Origin of the sequence: Stenotrophomonas rhizophila, from assembly GCF_020857975.1 — a bacterium.
Taxonomy (GTDB): domain Bacteria; phylum Pseudomonadota; class Gammaproteobacteria; order Xanthomonadales; family Xanthomonadaceae; genus Stenotrophomonas; species Stenotrophomonas rhizophila_C.
The window spans coordinates 1-26,681 of sequence record NZ_JACWUO010000023.1; the positions used below are offsets into that span (position 1 = coordinate 1).

The 26,681-nt window shown below is 64.4% G+C and carries 24 protein-coding genes; 13 read left to right on the forward strand and 11 right to left on the reverse strand.

Annotated features, from left to right (window positions below):
- Positions 1-168: 168 nt before the first annotated feature.
- From IC535_RS16705 to IC535_RS16720, 4 genes are all read right to left on the reverse strand, one after another.
- Positions 169-507 carry a hypothetical protein gene (locus IC535_RS16705; RefSeq protein WP_228886422.1) on the reverse strand — a complete coding sequence of 113 codons (339 nt, stop codon included), beginning with the start codon at positions 505-507 and terminating at the stop codon, positions 169-171.
- An 89-nt stretch (positions 508-596) separates the two neighbouring features.
- Positions 597-1,430: a pseudouridine synthase gene (locus IC535_RS16710; RefSeq protein ID WP_228886421.1), complete on the reverse strand. Its 834-nt coding sequence runs from the start codon at positions 1,428-1,430 to the stop codon at positions 597-599.
- 20 nt (positions 1,431-1,450) lie between these two features.
- Complete coding sequence (locus IC535_RS16715; protein ID WP_228886420.1) at positions 1,451-1,960, reverse strand: hypothetical protein; 510 nt, start codon at positions 1,958-1,960, stop codon at positions 1,451-1,453.
- A 545-nt stretch (positions 1,961-2,505) separates the two neighbouring features.
- Positions 2,506-3,594 (reverse strand): OmpA family protein, encoded by a 1,089-nt coding sequence (locus tag IC535_RS16720; protein ID WP_228886419.1) that lies wholly within the window; start codon positions 3,592-3,594, stop codon positions 2,506-2,508.
- A gap of 369 nt (positions 3,595-3,963) precedes the next feature.
- Between IC535_RS16720 and IC535_RS16725 the strand changes: the two genes are divergently transcribed.
- The 5 genes from IC535_RS16725 to IC535_RS16745 all read left to right on the forward strand — a co-directional run bounded on the left by IC535_RS16725 (position 3,964) and on the right by IC535_RS16745 (position 9,668).
- Positions 3,964-4,989 carry a zinc-binding alcohol dehydrogenase family protein gene (locus IC535_RS16725; protein WP_228886418.1) on the forward strand — a complete coding sequence of 342 codons (1,026 nt, stop codon included), beginning with the start codon at positions 3,964-3,966 and terminating at the stop codon, positions 4,987-4,989.
- Positions 4,990-5,189: 200 nt separating this feature from the next.
- Positions 5,190-5,801, forward strand: a complete 612-nt coding sequence (locus tag IC535_RS16730; RefSeq protein WP_228886417.1) for a YczE/YyaS/YitT family protein — start codon at positions 5,190-5,192, stop codon at positions 5,799-5,801.
- A gap of 383 nt (positions 5,802-6,184) precedes the next feature.
- Positions 6,185-8,218, forward strand: a complete 2,034-nt coding sequence (locus IC535_RS16735) for an FAD-dependent oxidoreductase (RefSeq protein ID WP_228886416.1) — start codon at positions 6,185-6,187, stop codon at positions 8,216-8,218.
- Positions 8,219-8,508: 290 nt separating this feature from the next.
- Positions 8,509-8,967, forward strand: a complete 459-nt coding sequence (locus tag IC535_RS16740) for a cell wall hydrolase (protein WP_228886415.1) — start codon at positions 8,509-8,511, stop codon at positions 8,965-8,967.
- Between the two features lie 89 nt (positions 8,968-9,056).
- Positions 9,057-9,668 carry a glutathione S-transferase N-terminal domain-containing protein gene (locus tag IC535_RS16745; RefSeq protein ID WP_228886414.1) on the forward strand — a complete coding sequence of 204 codons (612 nt, stop codon included), beginning with the start codon at positions 9,057-9,059 and terminating at the stop codon, positions 9,666-9,668.
- Positions 9,669-9,731: 63 nt separating this feature from the next.
- On the opposite strand, the gene IC535_RS16750 is transcribed toward IC535_RS16745, so the two are convergent.
- The 4 genes from IC535_RS16750 to IC535_RS16765 form a co-directional block, all read right to left on the reverse strand.
- Positions 9,732-10,793, reverse strand: a complete 1,062-nt coding sequence (locus tag IC535_RS16750; protein ID WP_228886413.1) for a suppressor of fused domain protein — start codon at positions 10,791-10,793, stop codon at positions 9,732-9,734.
- Positions 10,794-10,871: 78 nt separating this feature from the next.
- Positions 10,872-11,384, reverse strand: coding sequence for a hypothetical protein (locus IC535_RS16755; protein ID WP_228886412.1), 513 nt, complete (start codon positions 11,382-11,384; stop codon positions 10,872-10,874).
- Between the two features lie 209 nt (positions 11,385-11,593).
- Positions 11,594-12,838 (reverse strand): HlyD family secretion protein, encoded by a 1,245-nt coding sequence (locus IC535_RS16760; RefSeq protein WP_228886411.1) that lies wholly within the window; start codon positions 12,836-12,838, stop codon positions 11,594-11,596.
- The gene (locus tag IC535_RS16765; RefSeq protein WP_228886410.1) at positions 12,835-14,934 is read right to left on the reverse strand and encodes a peptidase domain-containing ABC transporter; all 2,100 of its coding nucleotides are present in this window, start codon (positions 14,932-14,934) and stop codon (positions 12,835-12,837) included. The genes IC535_RS16760 and IC535_RS16765 overlap by 4 nt, the downstream gene beginning before the upstream one ends.
- A gap of 1,261 nt (positions 14,935-16,195) precedes the next feature.
- Here IC535_RS16765 and IC535_RS16770 point away from each other — a divergent pair.
- The 7 genes from IC535_RS16770 to IC535_RS16800 all read left to right on the forward strand — a co-directional run bounded on the left by IC535_RS16770 (position 16,196) and on the right by IC535_RS16800 (position 20,281).
- Complete coding sequence (locus IC535_RS16770) at positions 16,196-16,405, forward strand: hypothetical protein (protein WP_228886409.1); 210 nt, start codon at positions 16,196-16,198, stop codon at positions 16,403-16,405.
- A gap of 390 nt (positions 16,406-16,795) precedes the next feature.
- Positions 16,796-16,987: a hypothetical protein gene (locus tag IC535_RS16775; RefSeq protein ID WP_228886408.1), complete on the forward strand. Its 192-nt coding sequence runs from the start codon at positions 16,796-16,798 to the stop codon at positions 16,985-16,987.
- A gap of 117 nt (positions 16,988-17,104) precedes the next feature.
- Complete coding sequence (locus IC535_RS16780) at positions 17,105-17,344, forward strand: hypothetical protein (protein WP_228886407.1); 240 nt, start codon at positions 17,105-17,107, stop codon at positions 17,342-17,344.
- Positions 17,345-17,477: 133 nt separating this feature from the next.
- Positions 17,478-17,738: a hypothetical protein gene (locus IC535_RS16785; protein ID WP_228886406.1), complete on the forward strand. Its 261-nt coding sequence runs from the start codon at positions 17,478-17,480 to the stop codon at positions 17,736-17,738.
- Between the two features lie 251 nt (positions 17,739-17,989).
- On the forward strand, positions 17,990-19,120 hold the full coding sequence (locus IC535_RS16790; RefSeq protein WP_228886405.1) for an MvdC/MvdD family ATP grasp protein: 1,131 nt from the start codon (positions 17,990-17,992) through the stop codon (positions 19,118-19,120).
- A gap of 136 nt (positions 19,121-19,256) precedes the next feature.
- A complete protein-coding gene (locus tag IC535_RS16795) occupies positions 19,257-19,433 on the forward strand; it encodes a hypothetical protein (protein ID WP_228886404.1) in 177 nt (58 codons plus the stop codon).
- Positions 19,434-19,585: 152 nt separating this feature from the next.
- On the forward strand, positions 19,586-20,281 hold the full coding sequence (locus IC535_RS16800; RefSeq protein ID WP_228886403.1) for a hypothetical protein: 696 nt from the start codon (positions 19,586-19,588) through the stop codon (positions 20,279-20,281).
- A gap of 287 nt (positions 20,282-20,568) precedes the next feature.
- On the opposite strand, the gene prpE is transcribed toward IC535_RS16800, so the two are convergent.
- The 3 genes from prpE to IC535_RS16815 all read right to left on the reverse strand — a co-directional run bounded on the left by prpE (position 20,569) and on the right by IC535_RS16815 (position 24,537).
- Entirely contained in the window at positions 20,569-22,446 is a 1,878-nt protein-coding gene (gene prpE, locus IC535_RS16805; RefSeq protein WP_228886402.1) for a propionate--CoA ligase, read from the reverse strand.
- A gap of 485 nt (positions 22,447-22,931) precedes the next feature.
- A complete protein-coding gene (locus IC535_RS16810; protein ID WP_228886401.1) occupies positions 22,932-23,918 on the reverse strand; it encodes a malate dehydrogenase in 987 nt (328 codons plus the stop codon).
- Between the two features lie 124 nt (positions 23,919-24,042).
- On the reverse strand, positions 24,043-24,537 hold the full coding sequence (locus tag IC535_RS16815) for a peptidylprolyl isomerase (RefSeq protein ID WP_228886400.1): 495 nt from the start codon (positions 24,535-24,537) through the stop codon (positions 24,043-24,045).
- A gap of 294 nt (positions 24,538-24,831) precedes the next feature.
- On the opposite strand from IC535_RS16815, the gene typA reads away from it, so the two are divergent.
- Entirely contained in the window at positions 24,832-26,679 is a 1,848-nt protein-coding gene (typA, locus tag IC535_RS16820; protein ID WP_228886399.1) for a translational GTPase TypA, read from the forward strand.
- The last annotated feature ends 2 nt before the right edge of the window (positions 26,680-26,681 follow it).

Genomic DNA, 26,681 nt, shown 5'->3' on the forward strand with positions numbered 1-26,681 from the left:
TGCGATCAGACGTAGAGCGGGGCTCTGCCCCGCTGACATCGCGTGCGATCAGACGTAGAGCGGGGCTCTGCCCCGCTGACATCGCGTGCGATCAGACGTAGAGCGGGGCTCTGCCCCGCTCACATCGCCGGGCAGAGCCCGGCGCTACGCAATGACGCGCCTTGCGCGTCATTTCTTCTTTTTCTTCTTGTCCTTGGCCGATTCCTTGCTGGCCACCACCACCGGTGCGGCGGCTGCCCGGTCCTGGCCATTGCCCTTGGCCACGCGGATGCCGTTGGCCTTCATCCAGGCGTCGAACTCATCGGCGCTCATGCGCTTGTCGCCATCGCTCATCAGGAATCGATAGCTGCCGCGCCCGTCCAGCTCGGGGGTCTTCACTTCCACTACCTTGTCGGTCACCGGCGGGGTCCTGGACGCCTGTATGTGGCCACCGCAGGCGGTCAGCAGCGCGGCCGGCAACAACAGGCAGGCGCCGCGGAACAGGGAACGGGTGAGGCTGGCATGCATGGGGATACTCCCGGTAGTCAATGGAACGTGGGGTGCAAGGCCATCCTTTGCCCGGGTCGGTCGGCCTGCCCGGCGGGCAGACCACGAAGTCACGGTGCCGCCACGGCGCCATCGGCCGCGGCATACAGCAGGTCCAGATCGGTTTGGCTCAGCGCGCGCCATTGGCCCTTGCCCAGCGTGCCCAGCGGCAGCCCGCCGATGGCCACGCGCACCAGGCGCAGCACGTTGATGCCGAAGGCGGCCAGCAGGCGGCGGATGTGCCGGTTGCGCCCTTCCTCCAGCACCACTTCCAGCCAGGCGGTCTTGCCGCCACTGCGCAGCAGCACCGCGCGGCGCGCGCGCAGGTGCTGGCCGTCGTCATCGATGCCGGTGCACAACGCCTGCAGCTGCGCGGCATCGGGTATGGCGTCGATCTGCACGTGGTAGGTCTTGTCCGGCCCGGTGGCCGGGTCGGTCAGGCGCGCGGCCCATTCGGGGTCGTTGCTGAACAACAGCAGGCCTTCGCTGGCCTTGTCCAGGCGCCCGACCGGCGCCAGCCAGGGCAGCCCGGCGCCATCCAGGCAGCGGTAGACGGTGTCGCGGCCCTGCTCGTCCTGGGCGGTGGTCAGCAGCCCGCGCGGCTTGTTGAGCATCAAGTGGATGCGCTGCGGCGCATCCAGCCGCTGGCCATCGACGCGCACCTGGTGGCGCCCCTCGACGATCGGGAATTCGGGGTTGTTGATGACCCGGCCATCGACCGTCACCCGGCCCCCGGCGACCCAGCGCGCGGCCTCGGTGCGCGAACACAGCCCGGCCTTGGACAACACCCGGGCCAGGCCGTGGCGCGGAGCGCCATCGCCAGTGGTGGTACTTGCCGCTGCCGCACGCCGCTGCGGGCGGCGTGGTCGGGCGGCAGGCGCGGCAGGGGGCCGGCGTGAACTCATCGGGCTCCGCGCGCGGCGGCCTACTTCTTCTCGCCCGGCTTGGTCGCCGCCGGAGCTTCAGCGGCAGCCGGCGCAGCGGCCGGAACCGGACGCGCCTTGACCACGCGCACGCCGCGCGCCTTCATCCAGGCGTCGAATTCCTCGGCGGTCATGCGCTTGCCGTTCTGGCTCATGTCGAAGCGCCACGGCGTGTTGTCGAACTCGGTCGCCGGCTTGTAGGCAGCCGGATCGTTGGGTTTGATCGCCGGGGCGCCGGGCATCGCCTTGGCGATGTTCTGGCAGCCATCGATGCGCAGGCGCTGCAGCACGCGGTCCAGCGACTGCTGCTGATCGAAATTGGAGGTGAGCACACCGGCCGGCATGCCCAGCTGCACGTTGCGGATATACAGCTCTTCGGCCACCGGCGCGATCGCGGTGGCCGGCAACGGCAGCGGCGCGGCGCTGATGGCGTGGGCCGAGCAATCCACGGCTGCGTAGGCGGTGGGAACCAGGGCCAGGCCAAGCGTGGCGGCCAGTGCAATACGCAGCATGGGATGCATCCAAGGATAGGGTGACGCGGCGAGTTTAACAGTGCCACAACGGCTTTCAAGATCCCACATTCAATGAATACGGCAACTTATTGGATTTATTGTTGATTTCTTGTCCAAGCCTTTTAGAAAAGCCAGCTTCGTCCGGTCATCCGCGAGCGTGAGGGCCCCGTAGCAGCCGGTAGGCCCCTGGCGCAAATGTCCCCCGGCCGCGGGGCGGCCTCCTCCTTTACTTTGCCCAGGAGCCTACCGGCTGCTACGGGGCTCGGCTTGCGGTACGCAGGTGGACGCGAAGCTTTTTGACGGCAGTCGGTGGGTAGGGCGCTGGGTTCCCATGCCCTTGGAGGCGAAGTAAGGAGGAGGTGGCGGCCGCAGGCCGACGCCGGGGGCGTCGCCGGAAAGGGCATGGGGGCCCAGCGCCCGACCCACCGACCGCCGCGCCTGGAAAGGGTCAAAGCACGCCACGTGCTTGCCACGCGGGCGGAAAAAGAACAAAAAAAGGGCCCGGCAATGCCGGGCCCTCTGCTGAGACTGTACTACCAGAAGAATTAGTTCTGGACGTTCAGCTCGGTACGACGGTTCTTTGCACGACCTTCCGGGTTGTCCGAACCATCCGGGTTGGTGTTCGGCGCAATCGGACGGCTCTCGCCGTAGCCGATCGGGCCCACCAGACGCGAAGCGGACACGCCGTTCTTGGTCAGGTAGTCATACACGGTGGTGGCACGACGCTCGGACAGCTTCTGGTTGTAAGCGTCGGTACCCTTCGAGTCGGTGTGACCGGCAACTTCAACGCGCAGATCCGGGTAACGCTTCAGGATCTCGGTGGCTTCGCTCAGGATCGCAACAGCGTCCGGACGCAGGGTAGCCTTGTCGAAGTCGAAGTTCACGCCCTTCAGATCGATCGAGACCGGCACCGGGCAACCGTCCGGACCGATGGTCTGACCCGGCTGCGAATCCGGGCACTTGTCGTCGCAGTTGTTGACGCCGTCACCGTCGTCATCCAGGTCGGCGCAGCTCGGTGCAACCGGAGCCGGAGCAACGGTGGCAGCGGTCGGAGCCGGGCCCAGCGGGATCACGACGCCGACCGAAGCCAGCACGTCGCCGAACCAGCTTTCGTCACGTGCAGCGACGCTCTGGTCGTCGAAGTCAGCGCGGTAGGCCACTTCGGCGCGGACAGCAACGCGCTTTTCGAAGGTGGTCTGCAGGCCGACGCCGACCTTGGCGGCCAGGTTGCCGTCTTCGCGGTCACGCGGGCCAGCTGCGTTGAACACGGACTCTTCTTCCGACTTCTGGTAGCCCAGACCCATCAGCACGTACGGGTTCCAGCCACGGCCTTCGGAGATGAAGTGGCGACGCAGGTCTACCGAGACGCCGTACTGGCTCCAGTTCAGATCCTGGTTGGCATCGAAGTTCGGGTTCTGGTAGTTCAGCTCGCCGTCCAGCGACCAGTTGGGGCTGATGAACTTACCGAGGCCCAGGGTAACGAACGGAGCGTCGTTGGTCAGACGGTCGCTATCCTGGAAGTTGAAGCCGGCCGAACCGGTCAGGTACCAGCGGTCGTCAAAATCCTGCGCCGATGCAGCCTGGGCGAAAGCCAGACCGCCCAGCAGCGCGGCAGTAAGGATCTTCTTGTTCATTGAGTACAGCTCCTATTTCGGGGGTATGAAACCGGTAGAGGCATGGGCCAGCACCTGCGTCGTTTTCAGACTGCCGATTCAGCACGCCACCGCCGCGAACATTATGCTCAGGCGAGTGAAGGTGATGTTAACAGTCCCGTAACATGTGAAGACGACCGCCAGACCTCTACCCGGTCCAGCTGGTGGCACCCTATACAGGTTGATGAAATTCCGCAAGACCCAGCAATGACAAGGGTTTTGCCATTTCCCTCGGGTTTTCAGCGGTGCACTGCCGTATTCGGCACCAATCGCCGCCCGGCATTCGATTCAGCGCGGAAACAGCTTTGTCAGCAGCCGTATGATGAAACCCTCCCCTCCGCCGGAGCTGCCATGAAAGCCGTGGGACTGACGCACTACCTGCCGATCGACGATCCCGACAGCCTGCTCGACCTGGTCCTGCCCGAACCCGGTCCGCCAGCCGGGGCGGACCTGCTGGTCCGCGTCCAGGCCATCTCGGTCAACCCGGTGGACACCAAGCTGCGCGCTCCGCGCGACCAGCAGGCGCAACCACCGCGCATCCTTGGCTATGACGCGGCCGGTATCGTCGAAGCGGTGGGTCCGCAGGTCACCGCCTTCGCCCCCGGTGACGAGGTCTACTACGCCGGCGATGTCACCCGCCCCGGCTGCAACGCGCAATGGCAGCACGTGGACGCGCGGCTGGTCGGGCGCAAACCGGCCACCCTGGATTTCGCCGACGCCGCTGCGCTGCCGTTGACTACGCTGACCGCCTGGGAGCTGCTGTTCCAGCGCATGCCGCTGCAGTTCGACGACCGCCGCCATGCCGGGCAGACCCTGCTGGTGATCGGCGGCGCCGGCGGGGTGGGTTCGATTGCCATCCAGCTGGCCCGGCACGCCGGCTTCAGCGTGGTCGCCACCGCTTCGCGCGAGGCCTCGGCGCAATGGTGCCGCCAGCTGGGCGCCGACCATGTCATCGACCACCGCCAACCGCTGCCGCCGCAGCTGCATGCGCTGGGCATCGGCGAAGTGCAGGTGGCGCTGAACCTGGCCGACACCGACCACTACTGGGACGTGCTCGGCGAACTGCTGGCCCCGCAGGGTCACCTCGGGCTGATCGTCGAACCGCGCGGCGCGCTGCGCATCGGCGACCCGTACAAGGCCAAATGCATCGGCATCCACTGGGAATTCATGTTCGCCCGGGCGCGCTTCGGCACGGCCGACATGGTCGAGCAGCACCGCATCCTCAACCGCGCCGCCAGCCTGGTCGATGCCGGTGAACTGCGCAGCACCGCGCACACCCACCTGGGCCCGATCAATGCAGCCAACCTGCGCGAGGCCCACCGCCGGCTGGAAACCGGCGGGGTAATCGGCAAGCTGGTGCTGTCCGGCTGGGAATGAGCGGGCGGGCGCGCCTTATCGGCCAAAGGCCGATACCTACCGCGGCGATACCTGGCCTGTAGGTACCGACCGTTGGTCGGTACATGTCCCGGGCAATCATGTGCCCGGGGCCTATGTGTAGACGCGGATTGGCGCCCATCTGTATCTGTCGGCATGTAGTGAGTAGCCCTACATTAAAACGCCCTCCCGGTGACACCGTCATGCCCACCTCACTGCCCCTGCGTCTGCTGCAACTCTTGCTTGGTCTGTTCCTGTACGGAATCGGCGCGGCGGTGATGATCCGCGCCGCGATCGGGGTGGCGCCGTGGGACGTGCTGTCGCAGGGCATCGCCCTGCACACGCCGTTGTCGTTCGGGGTGGCCACCAATGTGATCGGCGCGCTGGTGCTGCTGCTGTGGTGGCCGATCCGGCAGAAGCCCGGGCTGGGCACGGTGCTCAACGTGATGCTGATCGGCCCCAGCGCGCAGCTGGGCCTGTGGGTGCTGCCGGAAGTGCACGGCCTGCTGCTGCAGGTGCCGATGTTCGTGTGCGGCCTGCTGCTGGTGGCGCTGGCCACCGGCCTGTATATCGGCGCACGTTTCGGGCCCGGCCCGCGCGACGGCCTGATGACCGGCCTGCATGCCCGCAGCGGCTGGCCGATCTGGATCGTGCGCAGCCTGATCGAGGGCAGCGTGCTGCTGGTCGGCTGGTGGCTGGGCGGCAACGTCGGCGTCGGCACCCTCGCTTTCGCGCTGCTGATCGGCCCGCTGTGCGGGGTCACCCTGCCCCTGTTCGGAATCGGCAAGGCCGCACCCGCAACCGCCACCCGGTAGTGCCGGCCGCTGGCCGGCTCCTCCGGAACCCATCACCACCTGGTAGTGCCGGCCGCTGGCCGGCTCCTCCGGAATCCATCACCACCCGGTAATGCCGGCCGCTGGCCGGCACTGCACGTTGCCGGCGACACGAGGAGCCGGCCAGCGGCCGGCACTACCGGGCGTAGCGACCAACGGTCGCTACCTACCGCAATCCATCTGGAGAAAGGAGCCCCCTGAGTCAGGGGGCGCGCCGCGAAGCGGCGGGGGTCTGGTGGCATGCCCCGGGGCCCGAGGTTTGCGCAGCAAACCTTGGGCAAGCGTGAAGCCGTGCCGCGAAATGGTCCTTGCTGTCAGGACCATTTCGCGGCACGCTTCACGCTTCCGTACGCAAGCGTATCGACATGTCGCCAGCCGCCGAATCCACCGCCTATCCCCATCTGTTCACGCCGCTGGACCTGGGCTTCACCCAGTTGCGCAACCGCATCCTGATGGGCTCGATGCATACCGGGTTGGAAGACCGCGCCCGCGATTTCCCGCGGCTGGCCGCCTATTTCGCCGAGCGCGCCGCCGGCGGGGTCGGGCTGATCGTCACCGGCGGTTTCGCGCCGAACGTGGTCGGCTGGCTCAAGCCGTTCGGCGGCAAGCTGTCCTGGCCCTGGGAAGTGCGCCCGCACCGCCAGCTGACCGCCGCGGTGCACGACAACGGCAGCAAGATCTGCCTGCAGCTGCTGCACGCCGGCCGCTATGCCTACCACCCCCTGTCGGTGGCCCCGTCCAGACTGAAGGCACCGATCAACCCGTTCACCCCGCGCGCGCTGTCGGCCAGCGGGGTCGAACGGCATATCGCCGATTACGCGCGCAGCGCGCGGCTGGCCCGCGAAGCCGGCTATGACGGCGTCGAGGTGATGGGCTCGGAAGGTTATCTGATCAATGAATTCATCGCCCCGCGCAGCAACAAGCGCACCGATCGCTGGGGCGGCGATGCGGCCCAGCGGATGCGCTTTGCGGTGGAGATCGTGCGCCGCATCCGCGAGGCCTGCGGCCCGGACTTCATCATCATCTACCGGTTGTCGCTGGTGGACCTGGTCGAGGACGGCAGCAACTGGGAGGAAATCGTGCAGCAGGCCAAGGCGATCGAAGCCGCCGGCGCCACCCTGATCAACTCCGGCATCGGCTGGCATGAAGCACGCATCCCCACCATCGCCACCTCGGTGCCGCGCGCGGCCTTTGCCGGGGTCACCGCCAAGCTCAAGCCGCACGTCCAGGTGCCGGTGATCGCCACCAACCGGATCAACATGCCCGACGTGGCCGAACGCATCCTGGCCGGCGGCGGTGCGGACATGGTGTCGCTGGCGCGGCCGCTGCTGGCCGACCCGGAGTGGGCCAACAAGGCGCGCGCCGGCCGCCCCGAAGCGATCAACACCTGCATCGCCTGCAACCAGGCATGCCTGGACCACGTGTTCGAGAACAAGACCGCCAGCTGCCTGGTCAACCCGCGCGCCGTGCACGAGACCGAACTGGTCTACCACCCGGCGGCGCTGGCCAAGCGCGTGGCGGTGGTCGGCGCCGGCCCGGCCGGGCTGGCCTGCGCCACCGTCGCCGCCCAGCGCGGCCACCGGGTCACCCTGTTCGATGCCGGCAGCGAGATCGGCGGCCAGTTCAACGTGGCCAAGCGCATCCCGGGCAAGGAAGAATTCCACGAGACCCTGCGCTACTTCGGCCACCTGCTGGCGCAGACCGGCGTGGAAGTGCGGCTGGACACGGTGGCCGACGTGGCCAGCCTGGCCGGGTTCGACGAGGTGGTGGTGGCCACCGGCATCACCCCGCGCCGGGTCGATTTCCCGGGTGCGGACCACGCCAAGGTGGTCAGCTACCTGGACGTGCTGCTGGGCCGGGTGCAGGTGGGCGACCAGGTCGCCATCATCGGCGCCGGCGGCATCGGCTTCGACGTAGGCGAGTTCCTGGTCCACGACGGCCCCTCGCCGGCGCTGGACCCGGCGCGCTGGATGGCTGAATGGGGCGTGGATGCCACCTTCGAAGGCCGTGGCGCGCTGACCAGGGCGGCCCCGGAAGCACCGGCGCGCCAGGTCTGGCTGTTGCAGCGCAGCCCGGGCAAGCCCGGCGCCCGGCTGGGCAAGACCACCGGCTGGATCCACCGCGCCACGCTCAAGGCCAAGGGCGTGAAAATGCTGGGCGGCGTGGAATACCTGGGCGTGGATGATGCCGGCCTGCGCATCCGCATCGACGGCCAGGAACAGACCCTGGCGGTCAGCCACGTGGTGGTCTGCGCCGGCCAGGAACCGCGCCGCGACCTGCACGCCGCGCTGCAGGCCGCCGGCATCAACTCGCACCTGATCGGCGGCGCCGACGTGGCCGCCGAGCTGGACGCCAAGCGCGCCATTCACCAGGGCAGCCACCTCGCCGCCGACTTCTGAAACAGGTCGATGCCGACCTGAATACGGGCCGGGAACCGTGTTCCCGGCCGCGCCCTGAACCTGAATGTCAAGCCTCCAGGTTCAGGATGCATTGGGAAATGGCCGCCTATCGTGCGCCAACTTTCCCGCTCACCACCCAGTTCGAGTGAGCGTGCGGACCCCATCTTCAGTTCGGGTCCGCCCACGGGCGGCCCCGATGGCCGCCTCCCCATGACGCCAAGTCGTACCCTCGCCCCGTCCGGATGATCGGATGGACAGCCAGGTGCGGCCCATACGGAGCAAGGAGATTTATGAAACTGGCCTGGATTCTCTGGCTGTCCCAGTTGTTGCCGCAGCCTGCCGCCGATTCGCTGTGCCTGAGCACCACGGTCTACCTCGAAGCGCGTGACCAGACCCTGCGCGGCCAGCAAGCCGTCGCCGAGGTGGCCTTGCGCCGCCTGGACAGCGGGCTGTGGGGCGATTCGATGTGCAAGGTGGTCACCGCGCGCAAGCAGTTCGCCCCGACCATCGTCGCCCCCGGCACCCAGCTGGGCAATGCCGACGCCTGGCAGGAAGCGATGACCGTGGCCTTCGATGCCGAGCGCAACTGGGCCCTGCCGGCCGGCGAGCGCAAAGAAATCGTGCCCGGCGCCAGCCACTTCGCCGCGCTGGCCATCGCCAGCCCGAGCTGGCGCAATGCCTACCAGGTGGCCACCATCGGCGACCACACCTTCTATCGCGTGCAGAAACTCAAGCCGCGCGCGTCGTAACGGTCTGTTACGGCCATACCGTTGAGGATGCGGGGCCCGCTCTGGAATAGTAGGCGGCTGACCTTCCACCGATCCGCAACGGAGTTCCCATGAAGCTGTACAGCAAGCCCGGAGCCTGCTCCACCGCCGACCACATCGCCCTGCAGTGGACCGGCCAGCCGTTCGAGGTGGAACTGCTCGACAAGGACACCCTGAAGGCGCCGGCGTTCCTGGCGATCAACCCGGCCGGCTCGGTGCCGGCGGTGGTCGACGGCGATTTCACCCTGACCCAGAACGCGGCCATCATGGGCTACATCGCCGACACCTACCCGCAGGCGGGCCTGGCCGGTGACGGCAGTGCCCGCCAGCGTGCCGAAGCCACCCGCTGGCTGTCCTTCGTCAACTCGGACCTGCACCCGGCGTTCTCGCCGCTGTTCGGGCCGGGCAAGTTCATCGGTGACCAGAGCCAGTTCGATGCGGTCCGCGCCGCCGCGCACAAGCGCCTGCGCGGCCTGTTCGAACGCGCCAACGCGCAGCTGGACGGTCGCCAGTGGCTGGCCGGTTTCCGCAGCTTCGCCGACCCGTACTTCTACATCACCCTGCGCTGGGCGGCCGGGGCCAAGGTCGACCTGGGCGGCCTGGACAACCTGGCCGCCTACAAGCAGCGCCTGGACGCCGACCCGGGCGTACAGGCAACACTGCAGGCCGAAGGGCTGAGCTGAGCCGGCTGGCGCTGCACAGGCTTATATAAGGACAACGCCCGGCAGTGCCGGGCGTTGTGCGTTTCAGCCCAGGGTGCGGATGACCTGGCCCTGGGCATCGCGCAGCTCGGTGGGTTCGACCCGCACCCGCAGCCAGCCGCCGGGCAGCGGGTAGACACCGCGCTGGGCGCGTAGATGGTCCAGCAGCGCGCGCAGGCTGGCCGGGGCCAACCTGCAGTGCGCCTGCTCCGGCCCGACCTGCACCGCATCGGCCGCGCCCGTCTCGAAGCGCCAGGCGCGCTCCCGGTCCATCAGGGTCAGCGTGCGCCCGTGGCCCAGGCGCAGCGGCAGCAGCTCCAGCAGCCCGGGCACCTGCCCGGCCCCCAGCACCAGCTCGACCACGTCCCCGTCCTGCTCCCAGCCCAGGGTCTCGACGAACAGGGTGCCGGTGGTGGAACCCTCGCGGGCACTGCCGGCCTCCACCTGCGCGGCCAGTGCCGGATCGTCCAGCAGGTCGCCACGCCCCAGGTCGGTGACCCACAGCGGCATGGCCGGTTCCAGCACCGCCAACACCCCCTGCGTGGACCAGCGCCGCACCGCGGCCATCTCCTGCTCGCCCAGACCGACCACCTGCAGAAAGCGCACCCGGCCGTTGGCGGTATCGCGCGCGGGCAACTGCGGGTCTTCGACCAGCGCCAGGTGGCGCAGCACGGTGTCGGTCTCCAGCGCGATCGGGCCATTGGCGTCGAGATGATGGCCAGCCTCCAGCACGTTGCCGGTGCCGAACACATAGCGCGCCAGGTTCTGCAGCAGGTGCATCGGCCACACCGGCGGCGCATCGTCGGCGCCCTGCCTCGGCGTGGCGGCCGCGCGGAAGGTCAGCTCGAAGCCATAGCCGCTGTCGGCCGGGTCATCGCTCTGCTTGTCATACAGCTCCGAAAAGCCGTAGGTGACGTAATGCCAGTGCGGGCGCGGCGACGGCGCCCAGTACACGCTGATGCCGTCCAGCGGATCCTGCCCGCCCAGCGTGTGCGGAACGGCGGTACCGAAGTGCTTGGGCGCCTGCCCCGGGTACAGCGCGCCCAGCGCCGCATTGAGGGCATCCCAGCCGGGCGTGCCGGTGTTGCTGCTCGGTGTGTTGTCCATCGGTGCGGTTCCTGGCCTGCGTAGGCGGGCAAGGTAACCCCGCCGGCCGGATCCGGCCAGCCGGGGCGTCGTACCCGCTCAGCCGGGCACGGCAACAGGCTGCGGCGGCGCTTGTACCGCCAACAGCGCATGGGTATCGCTGAGCCAGCGGCTGGCCAATGCCGGGCTGCGCGCCTTGGACACCGCCGTGGCCATGTCCGGCCACAGCTTCTCCAGCGCACCGGCATCGGTGCAGCGTTCGATCTTCAACTGCAGGAAATAGCCCTTCAGGCCCAGGTGCCTGCGCACCGATTCGCTCATCCAGTCGTACAGCTGCTTGTACAGCTCCGGGTCCTGTTCGCGGCCGGCGGTCAGCGCGCGTGCCGCCGGTGGCGCCACCGCCCCGCCGATCACCTCGATCAGGCCCATCTGCGCCAACTGCGCCAACGCGTCGTCGGGCGCGCGCAGGCCCGGCAACAATGCGGTCAACGCATCGTCATCGCGCTGACCATCGACCATCAGCAGAATGGAGCGCAATGCCGGCGGCAGCCGCCGCGCGCGGTCTTCGATTTCCTGACGGCCAGCGGCCGTCTTGGCATGGATATACGCCATGTGTTCCCCCTGTCACCCGGTGCCTTGCCACACGCGGCAGCGGCGCTTGGCCGTTGCATGCGCGCCCCCTTGCGGCCGCTGCGGGTGCCCGCCCCGGCGCGCGCCGTATCCCCCGGCGCACCACCCGTATCCCCGCCCCCGACCGCCTCGGCAGCTTACCCCGACACGGCCGGCCCTCGATAATGCGCTGCAGCACGTGCGTGCCATGCTCAGCCGCCCACCTTGCCGGTCACCGAGTACAACGGTTCGAGCAGCCATTCGTACAAACGGCGACGCTCGCCCATGATGTCGGCCTCCAGCCGCATGCCGGGCCGCAGCGGCTCGGGATGCCCATAGGCGAGGACACTTTGCCGGTCCAGGGCAACCAGCACCCGGTACATCGGCTCCCCCGGCTCCGGCTGGGTGCCGCTGACCGGTACCGCGCTGCGCGACACCCGAACCACGGTTCCCTGATGGCTGCCAAACTTCTGGTAGGGGTAGGCGTGGTAGCGCAGCAGGACGCGGTCACCGGCCTTCACAAAACCGATGGCGGCACTGGGTACCAGCAGTTGTGCGCGCAGGGTGGATCCGTCCGGCAACAGACTGAGGATCGGCTGCCCGGCCTGCACCATCTGCCCGGCTTCGACCAGACGGCTGGCAACCAGGCCACCGACCGGGGCACGCAGCAGCAGTTCACCATCGGCCTCCATCTGAACGGCTTCCTGGCCGAGCGCAGCCAGGTCGCGGCTGGACGTGGCCAGGGCGGCCCGCAACTGCTGCGGCACTTCAGCCAGCGCCTGCTCCAACTGTGCCAGGTTGCGGCGCAGGGAAGTCGCCTGCCGCTGCAGCGCTTGCTGGGCGTTGAGCACGTCCAGCATCGACTGCTCCTGCTGGTTGAGCTGGACCAGGCTGACATAGCGTTGATCAGCGACCTGGCGATAACGCTGGACGGTCTCGCGGCCGATCCGAACCTGCTCGCTACGCGTCTGGATTTCGCCTTCAATCTGGGTCAATTCCCGACGCAATGCATCACGTTGCAGTTGCAGGCCCTGCGCCTGGGTCCGCAACTGCATCGCCTGTGCGTCCTGCAGTTCATTGACGCTGGCGATCCGTGCCTGCTGGCCCTCGCGCAGCACGTTCAGCGCATCGTCGCCCGCTGCCGTAACACGCGGCACGTCGATAAGCAGCAAGGCCGCCTGCCGTTGCACCTGGTCGCCTTCGTCCGCATGCAACATGGCGACAACGCCGGCGGAAGGCGCCATCACCGTCGACAGCCCCAGATCGGGCACCAGCTCCCCCACCACCCGGGAGCGACGGGTGTACTCACCAAACAACAGAAATCCCAACACCACCGCCGCCGATACCACGCTGCCCATCGTCAATACCCACAGCCGCACCGGTTGTGCCAGTGAAATACTCCCCAACCAGCTTCCACGCCTTGCCTCGAGCACCTCCCGACGGAACAGTCCGTTCATCGCCCAACCCCGCCCTGCGACGGTGCTGACGGACGGAACTCCTGCACGATCGCGCCCGCATGCATCACCAGCACACGATCGGTGCTGGCGATCGTCTCAGGCCGATGCGCAATGATCACCCGCGTCAGATCCAAGCGGCGCACCGCATCATTGACCAGACGCTCGCGTTCCACATCCAGGTGACTGGTCGCTTCGTCCAGAAACAGCAGCCGTGGCTGCCGATACAGCGCCCGCGCCAGGATAACCCGTTGCTTCTGGCCACCGGACAAGGTTGTGCCCATGTCGCCAATCAAGCTGTTGTACCCCATCGGCATCATGGCGATGTCATCGTGCACCGCAGCCAGTCCAGCTGCCTCCCGCACGCGCGCCTCATCCAGACCCTCGTCTTCGAAGGCGATGTTGTCACTGATGCTGCCGGCGAAAAGCTGGTCATCCTGCATCACCACACCAACGACACGCCGGTAGTGTTCGATACCGATCCTGGACAGCGGCACGCCACCTATCCGTATCTGCCCCTCGGTCAACGGCAACAGTCCGAGCAAACACTTCACCAAGGTGGTCTTCCCGCAGCCGGAGGCGCCCACGATCGCGACCGCTTCACCCGGTTCGATGGTCAAACTGCAGTTGCGCAGCACCCACGGCTCGCCGGGCGCATAGCGAAACCCGGCCCCGTCCATTTCGATGCGAAGATTGGCCGGAACGCCCTCGCTCATCGAGTCGCCGTCCGTCAACTCGGGATCTGCCAGTACGATGTCGGCGAGGCGTTCGCCGTGCAGGCGCAGCATCCGGAACTCGATCCATTTGTCGATCAGGCCACCAATGCGCAGCGCGAACTGGTCCTTGTAGGCCAGATAGGCGATGAGCATGCCGACAGAGAACACGTTCTGCATCGCCAAGCCCGCGCCGATCCAGATCACCGCGATGCGCTCGCCGCCGAAAATCAGCTGATTGGCGCTTCCAAAGGCCAGGCCGAAGCGCGCCAGCCATACATCCCGATTGATCGTCTCGCTCATCAGATTGTAGTAGCGCGAGCGCCGCACGGTCTCACGCCCCGCCACCTTGACCGACTGCATGCCGCGAATGGATTCCAGCAGATGGCTTTGTTGGTGGGCTGCAGCAACGAGCTGTCGCTCGGTGCCATTGCGCAGCGAGCCAAAGGCGATGGCACGAGCGGCCAGATAGAGCCCCACCGCCAGCAGCGTGACCAGCGCCAGCTTCCAGCTGTAAAGCAGCATCATGCCCAAGGTAATGATCGCCATCAGCCCATCGATCAACGCCTCAACGAAACTGGTGGTCAACGTGCGCTGGATGGCCTGCACGCTGCCCATCCGCGAGGTGATGTCGCCCAGATGCCGCTTCTGGAAAAAGTCCAGCGGCAGGCGAACCAGATGGCTGAAGACGTTACCCATCCACTGCAACCCCAATCGGCCGGACAAGTGGATGATGGCCCAACCACGCACCAGCCCGATTCCCACCTGCAGCAGCAGTGCCAGCGCGAACCCAAGTCCCAGTACGGTCAGAAGATCGCGATCGGCAGCAATCAGTACGTGATCGACAATCCATTGCATGAAGAACGGCGCCAACAGCACGAAAACCTGAAGTGCCAGCGACAACAGCAAGATCATGCCAAGCGCACGCCATAGGCCGCTTACCTTGCCGGTCAACTGCGCAACCGAGATCGCCGGTACCGCCGGGGAGACACGCAGCTCCGCAGTGCGGCTGAGTTCCAGCGCAACACCGGTGAAATGCCGCGAGAACTCGCTCAACGGCAGCGTACGTTTGCCGATTGCAGGATCAACAACGGTGACGCCGCGTTTGCGTACTCCAGTGAGTACCACGAAGTGATTGAGGTCCCAATGCAGGATGCACGGCAACTGCAGCTTCCCAAGGTCCTCCAGGTCCAGCCGCAACGGCCGGCACATGAAGCCCATCTTGCCGGCGATATCCAGCAGCTGGGAAAGCGTTGCGCCCTTCAGGGAAAGCGGATGGAGCCGCCGCATTGCGCGCAGGTCGGTAACACAGCCGTGATGGGTAGCGATCATGGCCAGGCAGGCCAGGCCACATTCCGAGGCTTCCGTCTGGAGGATCGCCTCCATGCGCCTTCTCCCGTATGAACCAGCAGCCGCTCATGCACTCTATCTGCGTCGCCACCCACATGGCGGTCAGTTCAACAAGGCTGATGGAAGCTCAATCCAGATGCCTGTACAAGCACTCGAAAAGATCAATGATCGCCGGTGCTCATCCTTCTCGACACATGGCGGGAAACGAAGAGCGCGATCAACGTACCAATACCGGTGACCAGCCCGCGCATAAAGATCCCCTCAACGAAGAATCCGCCCACGATAGCCGTAACCGCGCAGACAGTTAGTGCCGCAAGCAGCGGTAAAATGTGCCTCATCCACAACCCGCCTATAGGCCGCCCCTGTTAAGGCAAAGGGGAGGCGGCACGGCGTCAGTCATCGCTGCGACAGCGCGTATCCGACCGTGATTAGGCCGCCGATCGCAACACCAACTCCGCCTCCTACGACTCCACCAACGGGCCTTCAACAACAAGCCCAACACCGGCACCCGTTACGGCACCGGCCCAGCCGCCAGCCAGGCCCATGGCGATACCGCCTGCAGAAAACCAACCGCTCACTTGGTCGATCTCATTGATGGTCAATTGACGTATGCCGAATCTCCTCGCAAACCCCGGAGTGGGCACCGAAAATTCAGTCACGATCAGAATTAACGCACAAGTGGCGATTGCGACAAATACGATGCGCGTCCGATGGAAATTTCAAATCAATTATTACGATCCTAATATGCAGTACATATCCACCCAGGATTCAAGACGTCAACTGCACGCGCACACCACCAAGGTCAACACGATTCTGCGGATAGCCTTGACCTCAAATAAAGCAACAACAACGTGCCGTACAAGCGCCACCCTCAACTTTTGAGCGGGCGTCATCCAACGCCAACGGTGAAGTAACCATTGGTGATTCGTACTAGATTTGTCGAACCGAAATCTCGATTCAGATAGATATCGAAAATTAGGCAGTGCATACCTCTTGCGTCATTTCTCACAATGAACAATGGCAGGATCAAGATGTCGCATTCGACCATTGATTGGCCGGTATCCCGAGACTATAACGGGCCGAACACAGCTGGACGCCACACACTTGATCGCCAGCGGCATCCACCTGTCCTCCGCTTTAGCACGGCGTTCACCATCGTCGTCCAGCGAACTGTGCAGAGCCGAGGCCGACTCCACGGTCAGCTTGGCGACAGCTGCTCATTCGAGAGCGCCCTGACGCTGATAACCATCCGGCCCCAGAGCACGGTTTGACTGTGCGACAAGAAGGGAGAAGCAACATGCGCGAGTTGAACAAGGCCGAAATTGACACCGCCTCCGGCGGCACCAAGGCAGGCGACGTCGCGATGGTAGCCGCCGGCGCATGGGCCAGCGCAGTTACCGGTGCAGCCGTAGGAAGTATCGTTCCAGGCGCAGGAACCGTAGTCGGCGCGGCTGCCGGCTTCATGCTGGGCACAGCAATCGGGACAGGCTATGCGTTGGCGCAATAGCCTCCAAGCGCCTGATCGTCGACGCGGACTCGCCTACACACAACACTGCCAGGTGCCGATGTGAAGTCACTAGCCCCATTTGGCGCACTATTCCTGATCTGCGCCGCAACCGCCACTGCCGCCGGGATTTTCGCCGTAAACAGCCCGTTGAAGCTCGGCATTCTGGCTGCGGCGGGGGCCTTGGCGGGAGGGACGGTGTTCAATCGCCTCAGGAGGAGGTAGATTCGAGCGTGCGTGCCGACAGGTCTACCGGACTCGACGCCAGTAGATTCACGGATCAGAACGAGCCGGCCTGAGCGTGATTCTGGCCGGCAACCTCAGCGATACACCGCAGGGCACGTGCCAAAGAAGACTGCGGCCGTTCGGTCTCAAGCGCTCAGGAAGCGAAAGATGAAAGAGAAGGAAGGCCGCCGCTCCCGTTCTTGTCTTTTCAGGACGTCGACAGATGGCAATTTCTACATCTTCACAGTGGCGAGAAAGGAACTCAATCGAACGCTCGTCGTACTGGCCTTCTGGTTCGTATGGAGCCAACGGAACGAGATCGCGAGCCTGCTCCTTCTGATCAAGGGCCTTTTCAAGTAGGCCACCCGGAACAGGCCGGCATCGTGTGCCAACCGGCCGCTACAGCGGCAACCACCTTACCGGCGCCGAGCAGCGATCGACCAAGCGCAAGCATGAAAAAAACTGCAGATCAATGTGATGGCGCTGGTTGCCCTGCTGAAGCTGGTCGACTTCCTCTTCTACGGCGGCCGCTGGAATGATCTTCTGGCTGCTGTTGGCTTCGCGCTTCTGTTGCTTGCAATGGCCGCCGACCTGCAGCGTTCCGGGTCGATGACAGGCGCCGTACGATCGTTCGGCGTTGCTTCACGCCTCGCCGCCGGCATGGGCAGCGCGCTGGTTGTGCTCCACTTCCTGATCAAGTGGCAGGTGCCGGGATGACAGCGTCGGCCCAATGCGCGGATTCCAGGGCTTGTGGCGACATCGCCTATGTCCGGTTCCTGATACGCAGCGCGCCATTCGAACAGCCCGCTTGCTCAGACACAAGACACCGTAACGCTGGAGGATAGACCCAATGAAGCTACTGGCCCCGACCTTTGCAGACTGGCTGCTTGACCAGCTTGGCAGGCGCTTTTCAACCAAGCATGGCCAGCCGTCCTTCTCACTGAAGCTGCTGGCCAACACGCTCAGCTTCCTGCTGAGCTGGGGGCTGATCTTCATCGCGTGGATGCTGTTGGGCAGTGAGCGCTCACTGCCAGTCGTCCTCGGTGGTGCCGTGATGGGCTCACTGCTGTATGGCGTGCTGACCGCCAGATTAAGGCCATCCAATCTATAGGTGCACACAATCACCAAATACGGAACAATAAAAAGTAATAAAGCTAAATGTCGTTTTCCGACCTTGATCCAAACGCACTTCAGGCGTAGAAAATATCATAGACATTGACGCCCATATATCCCGGGCCCATCCGGTCGTCGATCAACGCAAAATGGAAGCGTACTTGGTCAGGCCTCCGCAGAATTCGGAGAATAACTCCATTTTTCGCAGATTCAGGATTAGGAGTCCTGGAATTGACGGGATCAATGCAGATGAGCACAGTTCGGGAGGAAAAGGGCGGAGTCAAGAGTTCCAAGAGGCGGCCAACGTCGCCGCGACAGGTAGAAGGCAGGCGTAACGTCCTAATCCATAGGATCGAGAATGATGTACATGCAGCATCTATTGCTTATGCGCTCGAACAACGAGGAAATCGCGTTTTTCAATGGCATACCGGAAGGTACCCGGAAGATGCGGCCGTCAGTATCGCTTACGAGGGCGGGAGTTACATCGCCACATTCCGAAACAGAGAGCTGAAGTTCTCGCCGAGTGACATTGACGTCGTCTGGTTCAGGAGGAGACAACTACCCGTTGCGCCGCAGACGATTGATGCGCGAGATCGTGCTTTCGTAACCAACGAGTTGCGTGTCGCGACACAAGCCCACAACGCATTCTTCAATCATGCATTCTGGATAAATCGATTCGAGACGGCTGATTTCTGTGATTTGAAGCCAAGACAGTTCCTTCTAGCGCAGGAGCGCGGCCTCTCAATTCCAATAACATTGATCAGCAACGATCCTGATGACATCAAGGAATTCCTTGGCAGGACCCGGAAATGCATCTACAAGCCATTAATCGGGCACGTGTGGAACGAAGCAGGACGGCTTCGGAAGACCTATACGTCCTTTATCAGCCACAAGCAACTGCCGGCGGATGATCTTCTGCGTGCGGCTCCAGGCATCTTCCAGAAATTTGTAGACAAGGCATATGAGGCGCGCGTCCAGTTCTTCGGGAATTTCTATGCCGGGGTCAGGATCGATTCGTCCAAACTGGAAGAAGGCCACCTCGATTGGCGTATCGGTCAATCTGCGATTGGCGCATGCAAGCCAGTGACGCTACCACCTGACGTTTACACCAAATGCCGGCAGCTAATGAATGACCTTGGCATCGTCAGTGGTGGTTTCGACTTCATCATCAACAAGAAAGACGAATGGATCTTCCTGGAAGTCAACGAGGCGGGGCAGTTTTTCTTTGTAGAAGGATGGTGTCAAGAACTGCCGGTCGTAGATGCCTTCTGTCAATTCATCGAGTCGAAGGACGAGAATTTCGTGTATCGCCCACCTCGCAGACGCTTGACTCTGAAAGAAGCGTATCTGGCAGCCAAGAAGGCTGGGATTGTTCCGTGAAATTCCGTAGGGACATCCGTCCTGTTACATCCCAGGTCGCAAGCCTCGGCCTGGTCAATTGCTCGGGTTGAAGCTTTGTGCAGATGATCTGTGCAAAAAGTGCGGTATTCTCCGCACCTCTCATGGAGTGTAGTTTATGAAGAACCAGAACGTCCAGGGCAACGGTCGTGTGCTGGGCCATCTGCTTTCGCGCGAGGAACTGTCGCGCGTAAGCGGTGGCGTCAACACGCCCAGCCAGGAAACCGACTCTTGGGTGGATACCGGTACGTGCACCCTGCAATCGGACGACGTTGCCGGTAACTGCGGCGGCTAAGTTCGTGCTGCCTGATGTTCAATGCGCTGTCGCATTGGACTTTTAGTTCGCTGTGCTCGACCGGATCGCGCTTGGCCGAGCACAGCTCCTTCATATGCTCAGATTCACTGATTGATAATACCTGACCGAGAATTTCGCCCGAGTACATTCCAATGAAAACCATAACTGTAGCTGCGGTGGTGGCGATGTTGTGTTCCGACATATTTGGGATTGCCTATGCGGCTGAGCCCAATGTCTTTGTCGAATTTCTTTGGAAGCCACGGACCCCAGGTGCCCTGGCACGGCAGCAGACATTGGGATTTGTAATGGATGGTGGTATCCGCCATCAGGTGTGTCTTGCAGCCATGAATACAGCAGCAGAGAACAAGTCGCTGCGGATCGATGTGCGTGACGCAGATGACAAGATGGTCTCGTCCAATACTTATGATTATTTCAAAGGCCCGAAGCGCTGCTACGACGCGCATTTGGGGAGGAATGGCATGCCGGGCAAGTGGAAATTTGAGATATTCCTGAATGGCGAACCCAGTGCAACCAAGACGATACAAGTCGCCAAGACACTCGCGGAGGCTCCCTTCTATCAGCCATCAGGAATTCCATATGTATTGGGCCGCCCAAACTATGACGCCAGCATTCCGCCGAAGGAGTGGAGTGGACGTTTGGTCTGGGTGATGACCGTTAATGAAAATGGAGAGGTCACTAACGTAGAGGTGGAGGCAGCTGAGGGCATCGGTGAGCGGATTAAGGGCCGTGCAATTGCCGCAGGAAATATGTCCTTGTTCCCACCCGATCCTTCCCGCGTGGGAGATCCACTGAAATATCGCCGAGAGTTGAAGTTCGCACCTGACTGATCTTGCCCTGACTTACTTGGTCCCGAGAAACTCATCCGTATGCCGGACGCCAGTCGGGGCACGGCAGGGCTCGTCTACCGATAAACGCTGGACTTTCGACCTGATTGGGAGACTCGGAGCGCAGCCTCCCCTGCGGCCCTGGTAATCTCCCGCAGGTTCACCGCTGTATGGCGTGCTGACTGCTGCGGCCAAACCCAGGAACAATCAGGCCAAGCTCGGCAACTCGTGCTCCCAGGGCGGCCCTGACCCTGCCCTGGGAAGCGAAGTCGGGCCGATAGCCCCTACCTTTACTGGCTCAGCGCGCGACGGATTTCATCCAGTGCCGCCGGGTCGTCCAGCGTGGACAGGTCGCCCGGGTCGCGCTCTTCGGCCAGGGCCTGCAGCGAGCGGCGCAACAGCTTGCCCGAGCGGGTCTTGGGCAGGGCATTGACGATATGGATATGCGCCGGCCGTGCCAGCGCGCCCAGCGACTGGGTCACCCGCTGCATCATTTCGGTGATCACCGTGCCCGGGTCGCCCTGCACTGCCTGGCGCAGGGTGACGAACACCAGCGGCACCTGGCCCTTGAGCTCGTCCTTGACCCCGATCACCGCCGCCTCGGCCACCAGCGGATGGCCGGCGATGCACTCTTCGATCTCGCGGGTGCCCAGGCGGTGGCCGGCGACGTTGATCACATCGTCGGTGCGGCCGAGGATGAAGGTGTACCCATCCTCGTCGCGGATCGCCCAGTCCAGCGAGCTGTACAGCAGCTCCTTGAAATGGCTGAAGTAGCTCTGGATGAAGCGGTCGTCATCCCGCCACACCGTGCTCATGCAGCCCGGCGGCAGCGGCGGGGTCATCACCAGTACGCCCTTCTGCCCGGCCGCGACTTCCTCGCCGGTGTTCTCGTCGATCACCTTCATCCTGTAGCCAAGATTGGGGAAGCCCGGCGAGCCGAAGCGGACCGGTTTCATGTCCACGCCGGGCAGCAGGGTCAACGCCGGCCAGCCGGTTTCGGTCTGCCAGTAGTTGTCGATGATCGGCTTGCCGAGCGCGTCGTTGATCCAGTGCGCGGTGGGTTCGTCCAGCGGTTCGCCGGCCAGGAACACGTACTTGAGCGCATCCAGGTCGTGGCGGGCGATGAAGTCGACATCGTGCTTCTTCAGCACGCGGACCGCGGTGGGCGAGGAGAACAGCGTGCGCACGTTGTACTGCTCGCACAGCGCCCACCAGATGCCCGGGTCCGGATTGGTCGGCAGCCCTTCGTACAGCAGCGAGGTGCAGCCGCCGATCAGCGGGCCGTACACGTTGTAGGAATGCCCCACCGCCCAGCCCACGTCCGAGGTGGAGAACATCACCTGGCCGGGTTTGCAGTCGAACACGGTCTGCATCGACTGCGCCATCGCCACCGCATAGCCGCCGACATCGCGCTGCACGCCCTTGGGCTTGCCGGTGGTGCCGGAGGTGTAGAGCAGGTAGCTGGGCTCGCTGGATTCCAGCCACACCACCGGCACGTCCTGGTCGCCGACTTCGGCACGCAGGGTGGCGTAGTCGACGTCGCGGCCGGGCAGCTTCGGTTCGGCCGGGTCCAGCCCGCGCGAGACGATCAGCACATGCGGCGGTGGCGATGCCGCTTCGGCGCAGGCGGCATCGACCATCGCCTTGTACGGAATCACCTTGCCGCCGCGCTTGCCGGCGTCGGCGGCGATCAGCAGCTTGGGCTGCGCATCGTCGATGCGCAATGCCAGGTTGTGCGCGGCGAAACCGCCGAACACCACCGAGTGGATCGCGCCGATGCGCGCGCAGGCCAGCATGGCGAACACCGCTTCGGCCATGTTGGGCATGTAGATCACCACGCGGTCGCCGCGCTGCACATCCAGCCGCTGCAGCACGGCGGCGAAGGCATTTACCTCGCGGTATAACTGCCGGTAGGTGATTTCGCGGGTGACGTTGGTCTCGGTGGAAATGGCCACCAGCGCCAGCTGGTCGGGGCGTTCGGCCAGGTGCCGGTCCACCGCGTTGTAGCAGAGGTTGGTCTGGCCGCCCACGTACCAGCGGCGGAACGGGGGATTGCTGTAATCCAGGATCTGCTGCGGCGGTACATGCCAGTAGATCCGGTGGGCTTCCTCGGCCCAGAACGCCTCAGGTTCCTCCACCGATCGCCGGTAGACATCTTCGTAACGCATGACAGCCCTCCCAGACAAAGTCATGGGATCGAGCATAGCCCGATGGCGGCGACTGAACTGTCCGACCTTGGTCGTACGGAGCGCGTGCGCGCGGCCTGAATTGGACGCGGCTGCCGGTGAATCGAGCGCCGGGGCGCCACACCCTTTCCGGCGAATGTCCCCCGGCGTCGGCCTGCGGCCGACACCTCCTCCTTTACTTCGCCTCCAAGGGTATGGCGCCCCGGCACTCGATCCACCGGCGTCGCCCCTGGCTTCCGTTTTTCCATCGCGAACCGCAAGCCTGGCCCCGTCGCGGCCGACAGGCTCCTGGCAAAGTAAAGGAGGAGGCCGTCGCCGCCAGGCGTCGGCCGGGGGACATTTGCACAGGGGCCTGCCGGCTGCGGCGGGGCCCTCAACGCCCGCGATGAAAGTGATCGAAGAAAAAAAACGCCGGGCAAGCCCGGCGTTTTTTCATCGAGTGCCAACCAAAGGCCGGCCAGCCGCGATCAACCCAGCAGGTGGGCCACGCCGGCGCGCTCTTCTTCCAGCTCGGCCAGGGTCTTGTCGATGTACTTCTGGCTGAAGTCGTCCACCGGCAGATCCTTGACCAGGGTGTACTCACCGTTTTCGGTGGTCACCGCGAAGCCGAAGATCACCCCTTCCGGGATGCCGTAGGAACCGTCGGACGGCACGCCCATGGTCACCCACTTGCCATTGCTGCCCAGCACCCAGTCGCGCACGTGGTCGATGGCGGCATTGGCGGCCGAGGCAGCCGAGGACGAACCACGGGCTTCGATGATCGCCGCGCCGCGCTTGCCCACGGTCGGGATGAAGGTGCCGGCATTCCATTCCTGGTCGTTGATCGCATCGGCGATGGAGGCGCCATCGGCGGTGGCAAAACGGTAGTCCGGGTACATGGTCGGGCTGTGGTTGCCCCACACCACCAGCTTCTCGATGCCACCGACCGACTTGCCCAGCTTGGACGACAGCTGGCTCAGCGCACGGTTGTGGTCCAGGCGCAGCATGGCGGTGAAGTTGCGCGGGTTCAGGTCCGGCGCCGACTTCATGGCGATGTAGGCGTTGGTATTGGCCGGGTTGCCGACCACCAGCACCTTCACGTTGCGGCTGGCGACCTTGTTCAGCGCCGCGCCTTGGGCGGTGAAGATCTTGGCGTTTTCCAGCAGCAGGTCCTTGCGCTCCATGCCCGGGCCGCGCGGACGCGCGCCGACCAGCAGGGCGATATCGGCATCCTTGAAGGCCACTTCGGCGTCGTCGGTACCGACCATGCCGGCCAGCAGCGGGAAGGCGCAGTCTTCCAGTTCCATCATCACCCCGCGCAGCGCGGCCTGGGCCTTGTCGATGGGCAGCTCGAGCAGCTGCAGGATGACCGGCTGGTCCTTGCCGAGCATTTCGCCGGAGGCGATGCGGAACAGCAGGGCGTAGCCGATCTGGCCGGCGGCGCCGGTCACGGCAACACGAACAGGTGCTTTCATGGGGATTTCCTCTGCTAAGAAGCTAGGTAGCTGTGTGGGAGATGGCCGCGCGGGCGGGGACTGGCCTGGCGGGGCGGCCGCAACGCAGAAACGGCCCCCTTCACAGGGGGCCGTCGGGATCGGATCAGGCGCTGGGGATGAGCTTGTTCCACTCCGCCACGCGCTCGGCCTGGGCGGCCAGCACGGCGTCGGTGTCGCCTTCCAGGGTGATCGAGTGGATCACGTCGCCCTGCTTGACCGAATCGACGATGGCCTGGCCATCGAGCACCTGGCCGAACACGGTGTGCTTGCCGTCCAGCCAGTCGGTCTTGATGTGGGTGATGAAGAACTGGCTGCCGTTGGTGTTCGGGCCGGCATTGGCCATCGACAGCGAGCCGATCTGGTGCTTGACGCCGTTCTTCTCGTCTTCGAACTTGTAGCCCGGGCCGCCGGTACCCTGGCCCTTGGGGCAGCCGCCCTGGATCATGAAGTCGGGGATCACGCGGTGGAAGACCAGGCCGTCATAGAAGCCGTGCTTGACCAGGTTGACGAAGTTGGCGACCGTCAGCGGGGCCTTGTCGGCGAACAGCTCGACCTTGATCGGGCCCTGGGTGGTGTCGAAAGTGGCGATGAGGGACATGCAAATCCTTGGGGTACGGGGGTTTGTCGTTAGCCCCATAGGATACACCCGAGGGGGTGCCGAGCGCCTTCGACCATGGGCGAACACCCACCCGGGCGCCGGGGTCCGGGGCGGTCGCGACGCGGTGGGGCCCGGTGCCGGCTACCGGGCCACGCGGTTGGCGTTCCCCGCCATCCGGCACTACCTGAATGGGCACCAGGGGGAACCTGAAACGCAGTTTTCGCGATTGGCCGCGCAGGCCGTATAATATTGGACTCATTTTTCCAAATCCGGCGCCGACTGGCCCCCTTTCGCATGTCTATCGAAAATCTTCGCAACATCGCCATCGTCGCCCACGTCGACCACGGTAAGACCACCCTCGTCGACCAGCTGCTCAAGCAGTCCGGCACCCTCTCCGAGCGCACCGTGCTCGCCGAGCGCGTGATGGACAGCAATGACCAGGAAAAGGAACGCGGCATCACCATCCTGGCCAAGAACACGGCCATCACCTGGGAAGACAAGAAGACCGGTGTCAAGAACCGGATCAACATCGTCGACACCCCGGGACACGCCGACTTCGGCGGTGAGGTCGAGCGCGTGCTGTCGATGGTGGACACCGTGCTGATCCTGGTCGATGCGATGGACGGTCCGATGCCGCAGACCCGCTTCGTCACCCAGAAGGCCTTCGCGATGGGCTTCAAGCCGATCGTGGTGGTCAACAAGGTCGACCGCCCCGGCTCGCGTCCGGATTGGGTGATCGACCAGGTCTTCGACCTGTTCGACAAGCTCGGCGCCACCAATGAGCAGCTCGACTTCCCGATCGTCTACGCCTCGGCCCTGAACGGCTACGCCGGCCTGGAAGACAGCGTGCGCGATGGCGACATGACCCCGCTCTACGAAGCGATCATGCAGCACGCGCCGATGCCGGAAGTGGACCCGGACGGCCCGTTCCAGATGCGCATCAGCCAGCTGGACTACAACAACTTCGTGGGCGTGATCGGCATCGGCCGCGTCCAGCGCGGCACCCTGAAGAAGAACATGCAGGTCGCGGTGATCGACCGTGAAGGCAAGAAGCGCAACGGCAAGGTCGCGCAGGTGCTGGGCTTCCTGGGCCTGGAGCGGATCGAGCAGGACACCGCCGAGGCCGGCGACATCGTCGCCATCTCGGGTATTCCGGAACTGACCATCTCCGACACCCTGTGCCACCCCGATACCCCCGAAGCGCTGCCGCCGCTGACCGTCGACGAGCCGACCATCTCGATGACCTTCCAGGTCAACAACTCGCCGTTCGCCGGCAACAAGGACCTGTCCGGTGGCAAGTTCCTGACCAGCCGCCAGATCAAGGACCGCCTTGACCGCGAGCAGGTCCACAACGTGGCCCTGAAGGTGGAACAGCTGGAAGACGCCGACAAGTTCCTGGTCTCCGGCCGTGGCGAGCTGCACCTGTCGGTGCTGATCGAGAACATGCGTCGTGAAGGCTACGAGCTGGCCGTGTCGCGCCCGGAAGTGATCATCAAGCAGATCGACGGCCAGGCCATGGAGCCGATCGAGCAGCTGGTGGTGGACATCGAAGAACAGCACCAGGGCGGCGTGATGGAAAAGCTGGGCACCCGCAAGGGCCAGCTGAAGAACATGGAACCCGACGGCAAGGGCCGCGTGCGCCTGGAATACCAGATCCCGGCCCGCGGCCTGATCGGTTTCCAGAACGAGTTCAAGACCCTGACCCAGGGTTCGGGCCTGCTGTTCCACGTGTTCGACCATTACGGCCCGAAGGAACAGGGTTCGATCGCCAAGCGCCAGAACGGCGTGATGATCGCCAATGCTCCCGGCGCCACCCCCGCGTACTCGCTGGGCCCGCTGCAGGAACGCGGCAAGCTGTTCGCTGCCGAAGGCGACAACGTGTATGAAGGCCAGCTGGTCGGTATCCACTCCAAGGACAACGACCTGACCGTCAACGCGATCAAGACCAAGCCGCTGACCAACATGCGCGCCTCGGGCAAGGACGATGCGATCCAGCTGACCCCGGCGATCAAGTACTCGCTGGAACAGGCCCTGGACTTCATCGAAGACGACGAGCTGGTCGAGATCACCCCGAAGGAAATCCGCCTGCGCAAGAAGGGCCTGACCGAGAGCGACCGCAAGAAGGCATCGCGCGGCGGCTGATC

Excerpts from the sequence above, each read along its gene's own strand:
- IC535_RS16705 (WP_228886422.1), bottom strand. The coding sequence starts at position 507 with ATGCATGCCAGCCTCACCCGTTCCCTGTTCCGCGGCGCCTGCCTGTTG.
- IC535_RS16710 (WP_228886421.1), bottom strand. The coding sequence starts at position 1,430 with ATGAGTTCACGCCGGCCCCCTGCCGCGCCTGCCGCCCGACCACGCCGC.
- IC535_RS16715 (WP_228886420.1), bottom strand. The coding sequence starts at position 1,960 with ATGCTGCGTATTGCACTGGCCGCCACGCTTGGCCTGGCCCTGGTTCCC.
- IC535_RS16720 (WP_228886419.1), bottom strand. The coding sequence starts at position 3,594 with ATGAACAAGAAGATCCTTACTGCCGCGCTGCTGGGCGGTCTGGCTTTC.
- IC535_RS16725 (WP_228886418.1), top strand. The coding sequence starts at position 3,964 with ATGAAAGCCGTGGGACTGACGCACTACCTGCCGATCGACGATCCCGAC.
- IC535_RS16730 (WP_228886417.1), top strand. The coding sequence starts at position 5,190 with ATGCCCACCTCACTGCCCCTGCGTCTGCTGCAACTCTTGCTTGGTCTG.
- IC535_RS16735 (WP_228886416.1), top strand. The coding sequence starts at position 6,185 with ATGTCGCCAGCCGCCGAATCCACCGCCTATCCCCATCTGTTCACGCCG.
- IC535_RS16740 (WP_228886415.1), top strand. The coding sequence starts at position 8,509 with ATGAAACTGGCCTGGATTCTCTGGCTGTCCCAGTTGTTGCCGCAGCCT.
- IC535_RS16745 (WP_228886414.1), top strand. The coding sequence starts at position 9,057 with ATGAAGCTGTACAGCAAGCCCGGAGCCTGCTCCACCGCCGACCACATC.
- IC535_RS16750 (WP_228886413.1), bottom strand. The coding sequence starts at position 10,793 with ATGGACAACACACCGAGCAGCAACACCGGCACGCCCGGCTGGGATGCC.
- IC535_RS16755 (WP_228886412.1), bottom strand. The coding sequence starts at position 11,384 with ATGGCGTATATCCATGCCAAGACGGCCGCTGGCCGTCAGGAAATCGAA.
- IC535_RS16760 (WP_228886411.1), bottom strand. The coding sequence starts at position 12,838 with ATGAACGGACTGTTCCGTCGGGAGGTGCTCGAGGCAAGGCGTGGAAGC.
- IC535_RS16765 (WP_228886410.1), bottom strand. The coding sequence starts at position 14,934 with ATGGAGGCGATCCTCCAGACGGAAGCCTCGGAATGTGGCCTGGCCTGC.
- IC535_RS16770 (WP_228886409.1), top strand. The coding sequence starts at position 16,196 with ATGCGCGAGTTGAACAAGGCCGAAATTGACACCGCCTCCGGCGGCACC.
- IC535_RS16775 (WP_228886408.1), top strand. The coding sequence starts at position 16,796 with ATGAAAGAGAAGGAAGGCCGCCGCTCCCGTTCTTGTCTTTTCAGGACG.
- IC535_RS16780 (WP_228886407.1), top strand. The coding sequence starts at position 17,105 with ATGGCGCTGGTTGCCCTGCTGAAGCTGGTCGACTTCCTCTTCTACGGC.
- IC535_RS16785 (WP_228886406.1), top strand. The coding sequence starts at position 17,478 with ATGAAGCTACTGGCCCCGACCTTTGCAGACTGGCTGCTTGACCAGCTT.
- IC535_RS16790 (WP_228886405.1), top strand. The coding sequence starts at position 17,990 with ATGAGCACAGTTCGGGAGGAAAAGGGCGGAGTCAAGAGTTCCAAGAGG.
- IC535_RS16795 (WP_228886404.1), top strand. The coding sequence starts at position 19,257 with ATGAAGAACCAGAACGTCCAGGGCAACGGTCGTGTGCTGGGCCATCTG.
- IC535_RS16800 (WP_228886403.1), top strand. The coding sequence starts at position 19,586 with ATGAAAACCATAACTGTAGCTGCGGTGGTGGCGATGTTGTGTTCCGAC.
- prpE (WP_228886402.1), bottom strand. The coding sequence starts at position 22,446 with ATGCGTTACGAAGATGTCTACCGGCGATCGGTGGAGGAACCTGAGGCG.
- IC535_RS16810 (WP_228886401.1), bottom strand. The coding sequence starts at position 23,918 with ATGAAAGCACCTGTTCGTGTTGCCGTGACCGGCGCCGCCGGCCAGATC.
- IC535_RS16815 (WP_228886400.1), bottom strand. The coding sequence starts at position 24,537 with ATGTCCCTCATCGCCACTTTCGACACCACCCAGGGCCCGATCAAGGTC.
- typA (WP_228886399.1), top strand. The coding sequence starts at position 24,832 with ATGTCTATCGAAAATCTTCGCAACATCGCCATCGTCGCCCACGTCGAC.